The 13711-nt window shown below is 66.0% G+C and carries 14 protein-coding genes; 5 read left to right on the forward strand and 9 right to left on the reverse strand.

The features are described from left to right. Positions 1-100: 100 nt before the first annotated feature. On the forward strand, positions 101-1030 hold the full coding sequence (locus Q0996_RS19995) for a diacylglycerol kinase family protein (RefSeq protein WP_299623942.1): 930 nt from the start codon (positions 101-103) through the stop codon (positions 1028-1030). 23 nt (positions 1031-1053) lie between these two features. Here the strand turns inward: Q0996_RS19995 and Q0996_RS20000 are convergent, their stop codons facing one another. From Q0996_RS20000 to Q0996_RS20040, 9 genes are all read right to left on the reverse strand, one after another. Continuing rightward, positions 1054-1812: a hypothetical protein gene (locus tag Q0996_RS20000; RefSeq protein WP_299623945.1), complete on the reverse strand. Its 759-nt coding sequence runs from the start codon at positions 1810-1812 to the stop codon at positions 1054-1056. Positions 1813-1825: 13 nt separating this feature from the next. Continuing rightward, entirely contained in the window at positions 1826-2653 is an 828-nt protein-coding gene (locus tag Q0996_RS20005) for a hypothetical protein (RefSeq protein WP_299623948.1), read from the reverse strand. A gap of 46 nt (positions 2654-2699) precedes the next feature. Continuing rightward, on the reverse strand, positions 2700-4043 hold the full coding sequence (locus Q0996_RS20010) for a TldD/PmbA family protein (protein ID WP_299623951.1): 1344 nt from the start codon (positions 4041-4043) through the stop codon (positions 2700-2702). Between the two features lie 82 nt (positions 4044-4125). Beyond that, positions 4126-4602, reverse strand: a complete 477-nt coding sequence (locus Q0996_RS20015; protein ID WP_299623954.1) for a GNAT family N-acetyltransferase — start codon at positions 4600-4602, stop codon at positions 4126-4128. Between the two features lie 223 nt (positions 4603-4825). Further along, the gene (leuA, locus tag Q0996_RS20020; protein WP_299623957.1) at positions 4826-6568 is read right to left on the reverse strand and encodes a 2-isopropylmalate synthase; all 1743 of its coding nucleotides are present in this window, start codon (positions 6566-6568) and stop codon (positions 4826-4828) included. Between the two features lie 442 nt (positions 6569-7010). Next, complete coding sequence (locus tag Q0996_RS20025; RefSeq protein ID WP_299623960.1) at positions 7011-7478, reverse strand: PAS domain-containing protein; 468 nt, start codon at positions 7476-7478, stop codon at positions 7011-7013. 124 nt (positions 7479-7602) lie between these two features. After that, positions 7603-9117 (reverse strand): UbiD family decarboxylase, encoded by a 1515-nt coding sequence (locus Q0996_RS20030; protein WP_299623963.1) that lies wholly within the window; start codon positions 9115-9117, stop codon positions 7603-7605. Next, on the reverse strand, positions 9117-9563 hold the full coding sequence (locus tag Q0996_RS20035) for an NfeD family protein (RefSeq protein ID WP_299623965.1): 447 nt from the start codon (positions 9561-9563) through the stop codon (positions 9117-9119). The genes Q0996_RS20030 and Q0996_RS20035 overlap by 1 nt, the downstream gene beginning before the upstream one ends. Beyond that, a complete protein-coding gene (locus tag Q0996_RS20040) occupies positions 9560-10564 on the reverse strand; it encodes an SPFH domain-containing protein (protein ID WP_322096764.1) in 1005 nt (334 codons plus the stop codon). The genes Q0996_RS20035 and Q0996_RS20040 overlap by 4 nt, the downstream gene beginning before the upstream one ends. Before the next feature lie 390 nt (positions 10565-10954). Here Q0996_RS20040 and Q0996_RS20045 point away from each other — a divergent pair, with 390 nt between their 5' ends. From Q0996_RS20045 to Q0996_RS20060, 4 genes are all read left to right on the forward strand, one after another. Further along, on the forward strand, positions 10955-11167 hold the full coding sequence (locus tag Q0996_RS20045) for a DUF4170 domain-containing protein (RefSeq protein ID WP_299623968.1): 213 nt from the start codon (positions 10955-10957) through the stop codon (positions 11165-11167). A 62-nt stretch (positions 11168-11229) separates the two neighbouring features. Further along, positions 11230-11991, forward strand: a complete 762-nt coding sequence (locus Q0996_RS20050; protein WP_299623971.1) for a hypothetical protein — start codon at positions 11230-11232, stop codon at positions 11989-11991. Positions 11992-12110: 119 nt separating this feature from the next. Further along, the gene (locus Q0996_RS20055; protein ID WP_299623973.1) at positions 12111-12836 is read left to right on the forward strand and encodes a tetratricopeptide repeat protein; all 726 of its coding nucleotides are present in this window, start codon (positions 12111-12113) and stop codon (positions 12834-12836) included. A 160-nt stretch (positions 12837-12996) separates the two neighbouring features. Further along, positions 12997-13710 carry a DUF3047 domain-containing protein gene (locus Q0996_RS20060; protein ID WP_299623977.1) on the forward strand — a complete coding sequence of 238 codons (714 nt, stop codon included), beginning with the start codon at positions 12997-12999 and terminating at the stop codon, positions 13708-13710. Position 13711 lies beyond the last annotated feature (1 nt).

Genomic DNA, 13711 nt, shown 5'->3' on the forward strand with positions numbered 1-13711 from the left:
GGCCCCCGCAGTCCCGGATTAGAGCCGATTCTGCCTCTGCTGCAGTGCACAAACAGTGGCGTTAGACTTAGCGGGCAGAATCCGTATCATCGCGCCTTCCATGACCGATTCGACCCGTACTGCCGGCGCCCCCCGGCGCCTGCTCGTCATCTATAACCCGACGGCCGGCGGAAGCAAGCGCCGCCGTTTCGAGGCTGTGCTGGCCGAACTGGCCGACCTCGGCTGCCCCATGGACGTGCGCCCCACGACCGGCCCCGGCGATGCCGGGCGCTTCGCAGCGGAGGCCGATGTTGATGAGCACGACCTGGTGGTGGCCGCAGGCGGCGACGGCACCATCAACGAGGTGGTCAACGGCCTGGTCCGGCTGGCCGAAACCCGGGCGCATCCGCCGCTCGCCATCCTGCCCCTGGGGACCGCCAACGTTCTGGCGGCGGAACTGGGGCTGGAGATCGTGCCGCAGCGCATCGCCGGGGTGATCGCCCGCGGGTCCGTCCAGCGGGTCTGCCTGGGCCAGGCCGAGGGCGCGGACGGGCAGGCGCGGGTGTTCTCCCTGATGGCCGGAGCCGGCTTCGACGCGCGGGTGGTGGAGGCGCTGGACCTGCGGCTGAAGCGGCTGCTCGGCAAGGGCGCCTATGTGGTGGAAAGCGTCAAGCAGATGTGCCGGCGCCAGCCGCCGCCGCTGCAGGTCAGCATCGACGGGCAGGACTACGAGGCTGCCTCCGTGGTGGTCAGCAACGCCCGCTTCTACGCCGGGCGCTACCTGCTGGCCCCGGAGGCGCGGCTCGACCAGCCGCTGCTCCATGCCTGTCTGTTTCGCGACGGCGATCCCTTCAACACGGTGCGCTACGCGGTGGCGCTGCAGCGTGGCCATCTGCCGGTCTCGCGCGGCTTCAAGATTGTCACCGGCCAGGATATCCGCATCGAAGGGGAGCGCGGCTCCCCGGTGCAGGCCGACGGCGACGTGGTGGCCAAGCTGCCGGTGCGGATCAGCCCGCTGCCCCAAACCCTCCAGATGGTGACCGCGACCTGACTCTCAGTTCGGTGCTTTAGGCGCTATTGCGTCGCCGTTTTGGGGTCTGCCCTCAATCGATGGGCGCGCAGGTGCGTGTAGTGCGGAAGGACGATCTCGTGGATCTCCTTCACCCGGTCCGGCGCCTCGGAGATGTCGATATAGGTGCGGGGCTGCGGCTTGAGGCCGTCCGAGTCGCGCAGGTTGGCGTGGAACGATCCGCCGTCCCACCAGCTCACCTCGTCGCGGGCGCCCGGTTCCCACCGCAGAGCTTCCGGAATGAACGGAATGCCGACGGCCTTGCACCAGGCCTCCACCATGCGCGCGGGGTCTTCGAGCAGATCGTCGCTGTCGAGGACCGGTGGTGCCTCGCCGAGGTCGTCGCAGAGCCGGTCGAAGAGCTGACGTTGTTCGATGAAGCCGGTCTCCTTCAGGTGGAAATCGGGCCAATGCTTGAACATCGAAGTGATGGTTTTGGCCGGATCGCGGATCAGGAAGGAGTGGTTGAAATGATCAAGCAGTTCCTTCGTCCAAATCCGCTCGATGTAGTGCGGGAAATCCTTGGAGAAGACGGGGCCCTCTTCGGCCGCGGCCTGCAATCTCTCCCAGACGCTCTCAAGGGTGAGGCCGGGGGTACGCAGGCTGTCCGGCTTGACGCGCGGCCAGAGGGGGTTCTCGCCCTGGTACCAGGCTTCTCCAAAGGGCTCGTGAAAGCAGGTCATGTCGCCACGCATGCGCATCATCCACTCGAACGCCGTGGAGGTGGAGCGGGGTATGGCCCAAAGAGCGAGGATCTTGCGCACCACAGCGCTCCTCTCAGGAAAGCGTGGAAAGCAGGCGGCCCTGGCGGGTGGTCGGTGCGACGCCGAGGGTCTTGAAGATCCGCCAGTAGAGCGCCGAGTCGGAGGAGACGATCGGCTTGCCGACCATCTGCTCCAGGTCGCATTCCAGCGAGACCATGCGTCTGGGCAGCCCGTCCGCACGGCGGAAATTAGGCATGCCGTTGACAACGTAAGCGTCGACGTTCGGCGCAAGCTCGGCGATCCGCTGCATCGACTCCACCGCGATCTCGCCTGGAAAGATCCAGGTCTTCGCATTGACCTCCTGCTGGTCATCATAGAGCCCGAGGTCGACGAAGTTGGCGACGTAAACGAGGTCGAAGCCAGCCTGTCCGAGAAAACGGGCGATGCCGTCGCGCCACTCGGGCCAATAGTAGACTGAGTTAAGGGCGATCTTCTCGGCGCCCAGGGCCCGCAGGCCTTCGACCAGGCAGTAGCCCGCCATATGGAAAGGGGTCTCATAGGTCTCGCTGAGGCGCTCGCAGATCGCCCGGATCTCTTCGGGCGTGGTTCCCGAGGCGTGGACCCAGTTGGTCCCGACCTGGCCGCAGACATCTGCGCCGTTGTTGGCCATGCACTCGACGAATTCCTCCAGCAGGTGGAAGCTCTCGGAGCGCTGCGAAAGCTGGTGTGTGTATCCCGGCAGGTGCAGCATCCGGCCATGCACGCCGACGGTTTCCGGCGCGATGCGGAGAAAGTCCGACGGCGCCGCGTCGAAATCCTGCGGCGGCGCGGTGAATCCGACCTGATGGGGAAAGAGCTTGTTTTCCTTCAGCGCCCATCGCTTCGGCTTTACGTAGCCCACAACGCTGTTCCCGGCCGCCAGCAAGCGAGTCCTGCCGCCGACGGCCCTAGGCGCCGGCCAGGGTCATGCCGTCGATGCGCAGCGTCGGCGCGTTGGTGCCGTACTTGAACACCAGATCGTCGGCCGGCGTCAGATTGCGGAACATGTCCTTCAGGTTGCCGGCCACCGTGGCCTCGCTGATCGGCGTGGTCAGTTCGCCCTTTTCGATGCGGAAGCCGCCGGCGCCGCGCGAGTAGTCGCCGGTGACGCCGTTGATCCCCATGCCCATCAGGCTGGTGACATAGAAGCCCTTGTCGATGTCGGCCATCAGGGCCTCCGGGCTCACCGTTCCGGGGGCCATGTAGAGGTTCGAGGTGGAGGGCGAGGGCGGGCTGGAGGTGCCGCGCGCGGCATGCCCGGTGCTCTTCAGGCCGAGCTGGCGGGCCGAGCGCAGGTCGAGGATCCAGGTGTTCAGTACGCCGTTTTCCACCACCTTCAGCCTGCGGTTGGCCAGACCTTCGGCATCGAAGGGCTTGGAGCCGAGGCCGTGGGGCCGGTGCGGGTCGTCGATGATGTCGATCCCGGCGGCGAAGACCGCTTCGCCGAGCCGGTCCTTCAGGAAGGAGGTGCCGCGGGCGATGGCCGGGCCGGCAATCGCGCCGGCGAGGTGGCGCAGCAGGCCCATGGAGACCCGGGGGTCGTAGACCACCGGCAGCTTCTCGGTTTCGGGCTTCCTGGCGCCGAGGCGGCGCACCGTCCGCTCGCCGGCGGTGCGCCCGACCTTTTCCGGGTCCTCCAGCTCGGCGCCGTAGACGGCGGTGGAGAACTCGTAGTCGCTTTCCATGCCCAGGCCCTCGCCGGCGACCACCGAGACGCCCACGGAGTGGCTCGAGCGGGCATAGCTGCCGGCGAAGCCGTTGGAGGCGGCCAGGGCGATCCGGGTGCGGTTCCAGCCCGCCTCGGCGCCTTCGGAGTTGGTGACGCCGGCCACTGAACGGGCAGCGTCCTCGCAGGCTTTGGCACGCTCGATCAGCACCGCCGCTGGCGGCTCTTCGGAATCCAGGATATCGAGATCCGGGATCGTCTCCGCCAGTTCGCCGGCCTCCGCCAGGCCGCAGAAAGGATCTTCCGGGACGGCGCGGGCCATGGCGACCACCCGCTCAACCAACTCGGAGAGGCTGTCGGCGCCGAGATCCGTGGAGGAGACGATGGCCTGACGCTTGCCGATCACGGCACGCAGGCCGACTTCCTGGCTTTCCTCCCGCTCCAGGCGCTCCGGCGCGCCGAGGCGCTGGGCGTGGGAGAGGCTGATGGAATCGAAGTACACGGCATCGGCGCTCTCGGCCCCTGCCGCCTTGGCCTTGCGGATCAGATCTTCGAGCAGGGAAAGGGAGGTCTCGGACGCGGTCATGGGGCCTCGCAAGGGGGAGAGGAAAGGATCGACGGCAGGTCCCTGGAATATAGGGGTCACTGCCGCGAAACCAAAAGAGATCCTAAAGCTCGTAGTGGAGCAGGGGGAGGAAACGCTCCTCGCTGCCGGGGCGCTGCACCGGCGCGCGCACCTTGCCGGAGAGCGTCGCCCCCATGGCCCGGTAGAAGCCCAGGGCGAAGGGGTCGCTTTCGATCTTGAGGCGCTTGTAGCCCTCGGCCTCGGCCCTGGCCACCATGTGCTGCCACAGCGCCCGGCCGATGCCCTGGCCGATGGCCGCCGGCTCGACGAAGAACAGATGGACGTCGGCCTCCTCGGGGCGCTCGCCGGGGAAGAGGGCATAGATCCCCAGGGTCGTATCCTCCTCCACCAGCACCATTACGCGCCCGGCGGCGACGTCTTCGGGCTTGACCGAGAGTTCCTCCCGGCAGGCCTGGATGAACGCCGGGTCGTAGCCCCAATAGGCCTTGGAGCGCAGCGCCAATGCGGTCAAAGCGCCGCATTCGCTGGCCTCTGCGGGGCGCAGGAAGCGTCCGGTCATGATCCATCGACCTGGTTAAGTCGGACAGGCCGCCGGCGACCTGTCCCGGCAGCTTGCCCATCTCCTGCCCCCTGCATAGCCCGGCCCCTCTCCGGCTGCCAAAGGCTTTTGTGTAACAGGAGAATGAATTCCGAAACGGCAGGGTTTGGCCGGCGTCTTCCGTTACCGGCAAGGGCGGCGCATCGAACAGAAAGGGCCAGGACTCACGTCCCGGCCCGCAGAATCACTCTGCCGCCTGGCCGGGGGCCTTGGGTTCGGCGGCGACCATCTGGTTGACCGCGGAGACCACGGCGTCCAGGGAGGCGACGACGATGTTGGCGTGGCGGCCCACGCCCCAGTAGACCGTGCCGTCCGCCGCCTCGGCCTCCACATAGGCCACCGCCTTGGCGTCGGCCCCGGCGCCGATGGCGTGCTCGTGGTAGTCGTGTACCTGGAGTTCGACGCCGCAGTCTTTCTGCAGGGCGTTGACGAAGGCGGCGATGGGGCCGTTGCCGCTGCCCTGGATCTCCCGCTTGGCGCCGTTGACCTTGATCACCGCGGTGAGCAGGCGCCGTTCCGATGCGTGGGTGTCGGGCACGCTGCGGTGCTCGACGAAGGCATAGGGCTGACGGGCGTTCAGATAGGTGTCCTCGAAGAGCGACCAGATCTGCCGCGGGGTGATCTCCTTGCCGCTGGTGTCGGCCCGGTCCTGGACCCGCTGGGTGAAGGCGATCTGCAGCTTGCGCGGCAGATCCAGGCCGTACTCGGCGTGCAGGATATAGGCGATGCCCCCCTTGCCGGACTGGCTGTTGATGCGCACCACCGCCTCGTAGGTGCGGCCCACGTCCTGCGGATCGATGGGCAGGTAGGGCACCTCCCAGAGGCCGGAGTTGCTCTGCTTCATCGCCGCCATGCCCTTCTTGATGGCGTCCTGGTGGGAGCCGGAGAAGGCGGTGTAGACCAGATCGCCGGCATAGGGATGGCGCTCATGCACCGGCAACTGGTTGCAGTATTCGGCGGTCTCGCGCACCCGGTCGATGTCGGAGAAGTCGATGCCCGGATCGATGCCCTGGCTGAAGAGGTTCAGCCCCAGGGTGACGACATCGACGTTGCCGGTGCGCTCGCCGTTGCCGAACAGCGTGCCCTCGATGCGGTCGGCCCCGGCCATGACGCCCAACTCGGCGGCGGCCACGCCGGTGCCGCGGTCGTTGTGGGGATGCAGGGAGAGCACGATGGACTCGCGGTTCTTGACGTTGCGGTGGAACCACTCGATCTGGTCGGCATAGATGTTCGGCGTCGACATCTCCACGGTGGCCGGCAGGTTGAAGATGACCTTGTTGTCCGGCGTCGGCTGCCAGACGTCCATCACCGCCTCGCAGATCTCCTTGGCGAAGTCCATCTCGGTGCCGGTGAAGCTTTCTGGCGAGTACTGGTGGATGATCTCGGTGCCGCTGACCTGCGCCGTCAGGTCGCGGATCTGCTCGGCGCCTTTCACCGCGATGTCGACGATGCCGGCGCGGTCGAGGCCGAAGACCACCCGGCGCTGCAGGGTCGAGGTGGAGTTGTAAAGGTGGACGATGGCCCGCTTCGCCCCCTCGATGCTCTCGAAGGTGCGATCGATCAGGTGTTCGCGCGACTGGGTCAGCACCTGGATGGTGACGTCGTCGGGGATCATGTCTTCGCGGATCAGCTCGCGCACGAAGTCGAAATCGGTCTGCGAGGCGGAAGGGAAGCCGACTTCGATTTCCTTGAAGCCCATCTCGACCAGCAGCTTGAACATGCGGCGCTTGCGGGCGCCGTCCATGGGCTCGATGAGGGCCTGGTTGCCGTCGCGCAGGTCGACCGAGCACCAGATCGGCGGTTCGGTGATCACCCGGCCGGGCCACTGCCGGTCCGGCAGGTCGATGGGCTGAAAGGGCGTGTACTTCTCGCCCGGACTGATCCTGGGCGCTTTCGGGGTGCTCATGGTCGGCGTCTTGCGGTTCATGGTCCTGATCCTTCTCGGCGGGCGGGGCGGTCTTGTCGGAGGATTTCGCCCGCCGGCCTGCTGTTCCTGTGAAACGGGGCTCGGTGTGGCCGGGGCTACAGCCGCTGCGGCGCCACGGGGGCGCAGCGGCCGCGCCTAAGTCGGCGCCAGCCGGCCCGATCACGGACAGCCTGAGACACGCTTGGGTGCTGTAATCGTTGATTTTTCTGGAGTCTGTCGCTCATCGGAGCGAACCTCTTCTTCGGATCTCTTCTGGGTCGGACGACGGCTTTACCCGGCGCGCACTTCAGGCGGCCGGGGCAGTAAGTCGAAGCGCTAGAAGATCCAAAGAAATCGTCATAACAGGCCGGACCCTAGTGGCCCCTCATCTTGCGGTCAAGGTCTTTGCCCGAATGCGGCCTCTGGCCGGGGATGCCTTTGCCCGACCCGGGGTGAGGGGGGCTCAGACGAAGCCGACGGTGACGAAGAGCATGTTGACGGCCGCGTCATCGTCGGAAAGCGGCATGATCAGGTCCTCGGTGGTAAGGAATTCCTTGTTCTTGCCGACATAGGGCGTGTCGCTGCTCAGCGGCTCGCCTTCTGTGACCACCCGCCGGCAGGAAGCCCAGATGCGGCTCGGCGGCTTCTGGTGCGGGATCTCGCTCATCCACAGGCCGGTGTAGCTGCCCATCATGTGCTCGTCCATCTTGGTGCCGATCAGCCGGTAGCGGAAATCCAGCGGCTCCTGGCGTACGTCGAGCAGGAAGACATGGGGCAGAATCTTAAGGATTTCAGAGGGATCGATGTCGACGCGGGCCGGCATGCGGCGGCAACCGCGCTTCTGATTCCAGTATTCGAAGCCCTGCTGATTGATGGGCGACTTGAGAGCCAGTAATGGCCCGCAGCGGCTGGCAGGGGCGGTGCTATTCACTTTGAGTAGAACACTCTGAAAGAAAAGAAATTAAGCATAGTCGCAAAGAGATTTCTAAACCATCGGGCCAGTTCCGTGAAGGATGATCAAGAGATTTTGCTTGGCGATTTCGATTCAACCCTATTCATTTCCAAATAGACTTGCCGCTGCCCGGCAGGCCGAGGTCGGGCCAAAGCCTGTCTATACGCTCTACGATCTCCCGCTCCATTCGGATTTCCCGGCCCCACTCCCGCTTTGTTTCCGGCGGCCACTTGTCGGTGGCGTCGAGCCCGATCTTGGCGCCGAGGCCGTCTTCGGGCGAGGCGAAGTCGAGGTAGTCGATGGGGGTGTTCTCGATGACGGTGATGTCGCGGGCCGGGTCCATCTTGGTGGAAATGGCCCACATCACATCCTTCCAGTCCCGCGCGTCGACGCCATCGTCCACCACGATCACCCACTTGGTGTACATGAACTGGCGCAGATAGGACCAAACGCCCAGCATCACCCGCTTGGCGTGGCCAGGATAGGCCTTCTTCATGGAGACCACGGCGATGCGGTAGCTGCAGCCTTCCGGCGGCAGCCAGAAGTCGGTGATCTCCGGGAACTGCTGCTGCAGCAGCGGGATGAAGACCTCGTTCAGCCCCTCGCCGAGCACCGAGGGCTCGTCCGGCGGCCGGCCGGTGAAGGTGGAGAGATAGATGGGGTCGCGCCGCATAGTCATGGCGGTCACGGTGAAGGTGGGAAAGGGCTCGACGGCATTGTAGTAGCCGGTGTGGTCGCCGTAGGGGCCCTCGTCGGCGGTCTCGTCCAGGGAAACGTAGCCCTCCAGCACGATCTCCGCCGACGCCGGCACCTTCAGCGGCACGGTCTTGCAGTCCACCAGCTCCACCTTGCGCCCGCGCAGCAGACCGGCGAAGTGGTATTCGGAGAGGGTGTCCGGCACCGGCGTCACCGCGGCCAGGATGGTGCCCGGGTCGGCGCCGATCACCGCGGCGGCCGGCAGCGGCTCGCGCTTCTCGGCCTTCCAGCGGCGGTGATGCTGGGCGCCGCCGCGGTGCTTCAGCCAGCGCATGATGGTCTTGTCGCGGCCGATCACCTGCATGCGGTAGATGCCGAGATTGAAGGCGTCGGTCTTGTCGCCGCCGGGGTTCGGGCCCTGGGTCACCACCAGCGGCCAGGTGATCAGGGGCGCCGGCTCCCCCGGCCAGCAGGTCTGCACCGGCAGGCGCCCCAGGTCGATCTCCTCGCCGGTCAGCACCACGTCCTGGCAGGGCCCGTAGCCGGCGAGTTTCGGCTTCATCGCCATGACGGTCTTCAGGAGGGGCAGGTGATCCCAGGCTTCCTTCAGGCTGCCCGGCGGCTCCGGCTGGCGCAGGAAGGCCAGGGTCTCCCCCACCTCGCGCAGTTGCGCCGGCTCCCGGTCCATGCCCCAGGCGACCCGCTCCACGGTGCCGAAGAGGTTGACCAGCACCGGCATCTCCGCCTTGCGCCCGTCGCCGTGGACGACGTTCTCGAACAGCACCGCCGGGCCGCCCTCGGCCAGGAGGCGGGTCTGAATCTCGGTCATCTCCAGTTCCGGGGAAACCGGCGCCGTCACCCGCACCAGGCGGCCTTCGTGCTCCAGCTTTTCGATGAAGTCCCGCAAGGACGCGAAGGGCATCAGGCCCGCTCGACCTGCAGCACCGTGCCTTCGATCCCCACCACCTTCACCTTGGTGCCGGCGGGCAGGTCCTCGCCCTCCACCTTCCAGCGGGAATCGTCGATGTGGAGCAGGCCGGTGCCGTCCTTGATCGGCTCCTTCAGGGTGAAGGTGCGGCCGACGTAGCCGACGCCGCGCCGGTTCAGCGTCGGCTGATCGCTGGGCGGCGGCGGGCGGTTGCGCATCACCACCCGCCAGGCCAGGATCGATACCACCGAGACCACGGCAAAGAGCAAGAGCTGCATCTGCCAGATCACATCCGGGAAGATCAGCAGCACCATGCCGACGACGCCCGCGGCGATGCCCATCCAGAGGAAGATGGCGCCGGGGGCGAAGACCTCGATCCCGATCAGGAAGACCCCGATCACCCACCAGTTCCAGTATTCGATCTGTTCGAAGCTGATCATCGCGGCCCGCCTCCGCCGTCGCCGCCCGGGCTGCCGCCGTTGCCGGCGCCGTCCCAGGGCCCGCGCCCGGCTTCGCGCTGTTCCATGGACTCGCGGGCGATCTCGGCAATGCCGCCGATGGCGCCGATCACGCCGGCGGCGTCCACCGGCAGGAAGAAGGTCTTCTGGTTGGCGGAGTCGGCGAACTTGCCGAGGGCGTCGACATAGCGCTGGGCAACGAAGTAGTTGACCGCGTTGACATCGCCCCGGGAGATGGCCTGGGACACCATGGCCGTTGCCTTGGCCTCGGCCTCCGCCTCGCGCTCGCGGGCCTCGGCATCGCGGAAGGCGGCCTCCCGGCGGCCCTCGGCGGCCAGGATCTCGGCCTGCTTCTGGCCCTCGGCGCGCAGGATCTCCGCCTGGCGGTCGCCCTCGGCCACCAGCACGGTGGCGCGCTTGTCGCGTTCCGCCTTCATCTGCCGGGCCATGGACTCCACCAGGTCGGCCGGCGGCGTGATGTCCTTGATCTCGATGCGGGTCACCTTCACGCCCCAGGGCTCCGTCGCATCGTCGACCACCTGCAGCAGGCGGCTGTTGATGTTGTCGCGGTTGGACAGCAACTCGTCCAGGTCCATGGAGCCCATGACGGTCCGGATATTGGTCATGGTGAGGTTGAGGATGGCGCGCTCCAGGTTGCGCACCTCATAGGCCGCCTGGGCGGCGTTGAGTATCTGATAGAAGACCACGCCGTCGACCTGGACCAGAGCGTTGTCCCGGGTGATGACCTCCTGGGAGGGCACGTCGAGCACCGTTTCCATCATGTTGAGCTGGGCGCCGATGCGGTCGATGATGGGCAGGATCATGCCCAGGCCCGGGCGCAGCGTCTTGGTGTAGCGCCCGAAGCGCTCGACCGTGTACTCGTAGCCCTGGGGCACGGCCTTGACGCTCATGGCGACGATGATCACCGCCAGGATGACGATGGCGATCACCAGGATGCCGGTGCCGGTGATATCAAATGGCATTGCTGTGAGGCCTCCCCCTTCCATCCATGGGCCGGCCAGGGCCCGGAACCGAGGCGCGGGGACCCGCCGATCCGACGAATTCCGCGTCCCGGGACTCGCGGTCTAGTGCTAGCACCGCGGCTCCAATCTATCCTGTGTTGAGTCGGTCATGAAAGCATTGCCTAGAGTTAACCATGTTCACCGGGCCGTGATCATTTCCGGCGAGAACAAGGCGTCTATAACACATTCTTGGTAGACCGGATTAACCAACTTGAAATGCGGCTTTGGCACTATACATTGCGCTCATCTTGTCCTTATTGTTGTGATCGCCCCCGCAGGATTCGAGCGGCGGTGAGCGGTCATCCGTCGGGGGATGGCTGAAGCCCTTTCGAGTTGAGAGGCATATATTCGATGATGCAGTACTATGTTGTCGGCGGTGAATACAAGGACACACGGTTCCGCGAAATCGTCGGCGGTAATGAAGAATGGTTTGGCCCCTTCAACGACTACGAGACTGCGAAGGAAGAATGGGCCAAGCATGCCTGGCAAACGGTCGATGACTGCACGACCCGCTATCGGATCGAATGCATCGACAGTGACGGGCCGCCGCCCTGCACCGACTGACGTGCGTAGCGAGGGGGTTGGGAGACCGTTCGGCGCGGTGCTGACTTAGAGACCGCTGCCTGATGCCCTGGCCTCTGCCTGTTTCCGACGAAGCGCGCCTGCGCCTGGCGAAGGGTTATCCCTACGCTGCTCCCGCAGGCTCCTACCTCTACCGCGACGGCGCCGCGACGCCGCTGGCCGCTGACCGCGATCCGGCGCTGTTCAGCGGACGCGTTCCGGTCATCGCCCACGGCTCTAACCGGGCGCCGGAGCAGCTTCATCGCAAGTTCTCCCATCTAAACGGCACCGCCTCGGAGATCCCGGTGACCCGTGCCGTGCTGACCGACCACGACGTGGTCTATTCGGCGCATATGACCCGCTACGGTGCAGTCTCCGCCACCCTGCATGCGGCGCCGGGCACCCGGGTCACGGTCTTCGTCACCTGGCTCAGCGCAGCGCAGTTGCCGCGCATGCATGAAACCGAGCTGGGCCTGGGTAACTACGCCTACGGCCGTCTGACCGCCGTCGAGCTGGCGGTGGAGCAGGGGCCGCGCCTGACGGAAGCCTATGCCTATCTCTCCGTCCACGGCTGCCTGGCGGACCCTGAGGCCGAAGACGCGCCCCTGGCGCTTGCCGCCGTGCCGGCCGAGGATCGCCGTCATCGCGCGGTGCATCAGGAAGCGGCCCTGAAGCTTCTGCGCGACCGCCACGCGCCGGAGGCGGAGTTGGACGGCATGATCCTCTCCACCATCGCCGACACCGCCCGGCGACGGCGCCTGATTGCCGACCTGCAGGCAGCGGCGGTGCCGCGGGAGGTACCGGGCTTCGAGCTGATCGAGGGTTAGCTTAGCGGCGATCCGCCAAAATCCGATCAAGTGTGTACGCGCATTGAATGAAAGACGGTTCCCGCATAGATTGCTCCCGACCATACAATCGGCAGGTGCAACAAATCGGGAGAACGGTGATGCGCAAATTCGGGATTGCTTTGGTGGTGGCGACGGCACTTTCGGCCTGCGCCGCGCAGGCACCAAGCGACCTTGCCGATGCTGTTGCGCTGTGCGAGCGGGTCTGGGACGACGACATTACGGCGCCGACGCAGCGCGCTTGCTCTCAGGTCATTGCACAGAGCTCGGTCGATCTGGAGCGGGCGGACGCCTACAATGCGCGCGGGGTCATCCATCGGCGCAAGGGCCGCTTCAGCGAGGCCGTCACTGACTTCAACGAAGCCATTCAGCTCAATCCCAGGAGTTCGAGCGCCCACAGCAATCGCGGCATCGCCTATGCTCAGATGGGCAAAGGCGACCTTTCCATGGCGAGTTTCTCAAAAGCGATTGAGCTGAATCCGAAGAACGCGACGGCCTACAACAATTACTCCTGGTTTCTCTCGAAGCGGGGCGATTACGAGGATGCCTTGGCAATGGCCGACAAAGCGCTCGAGAACAATTTCCGCCATCAGGAGTACCATGACACCAAGGCGCACGCCCTGATGGGACTGGGTCGTCAGGAGGACGCGGAGGAGGCCTTCGACATCGCCGCTTCCTTCGGCGGTGCTGCCTTGGTCAAGGCATACCAGAAGTCGCTCATTGCCAAGGGCTATGATCCCGGGCGTTCCGATGGCGAGTTTGACGAACGCACGAAAGAAGCCCTGGCCGCCTGCATCCGCGACAACTGCCGGCTGATGCTGGACTGAAGCCGATCAGGCGGCATTGTCCTTGCGGCGTTTCTGCGCGGACCGACGATCCTGGTCCGGCCCGCCGGGAGACGATGACAAAGAGCCCGCGGTTTCGGACAACGCTCTCGTGACTGTTCTGCGCTCTGGTCTCCCGCGGAACCTTCGCTATAGTGCGGCCATGTGGGGGAACCGCTTCTTCCGTGCCGGGCTGACGGCACTGCTTCCGATCATCCTTGCGGGCTGCGAGCTGCCGCCGCCGGATACGGCGGGGCGATTCGAACGCAAGGTCATGCTGTTCGATCCGGCCCAGTCGATCCAGCAGGACTGGATCGAGATGCCGCTGGTCGGGACCACCGAATACCGGGTCAGCGCGCTCAACGACCGCCTCTCGATCCGCGCCGTCGGTAAGCGCTCGGCCTCCGGCCTCGTGCTGCCGGTGACCTTCGATCCCGACGACTGCCCGGTGATCGAGTGGAGCTGGCGCATCGAGGTGCTGCAGGAATCGGCGAGCCTGACGGAACGCGACCGCGAGGATGTGGCGGCGTCGCTGTTCATCCTCTTCGGCGATCCGGGCTCCTACGCCGCGCCCCGGGAGGTGCCGACCCTGCGCTACGTCTGGACCAATTCCCGCCAGCAGATCGAAGACATCGTCGACTCCCCCTACCTGCCTGGGGTGGTGCGCTCTATCGTGGTGGAGACGGGCTCCGATGGGCCGGCGGCTTGGGTCGAGGAAAAGCGCGACCTCCTGGCCGACTTCCAGGCCGCCTTCGGCCGCAAGCCCCGGGACAGCGTCCACGCCATCGCGATCTTCACCGACAACGACCAGACCGGCGAGCCGGTGGTGGCCCACTACGGCGCCGCCAACCTGCTCTGCGCCGGGGCCACGGGTTAGC

It is taken from the genome of Pelagibius sp., assembly GCF_028289705.1.
Taxonomy (GTDB): Bacteria; Pseudomonadota; Alphaproteobacteria; order Kiloniellales; family Kiloniellaceae; genus Pelagibius.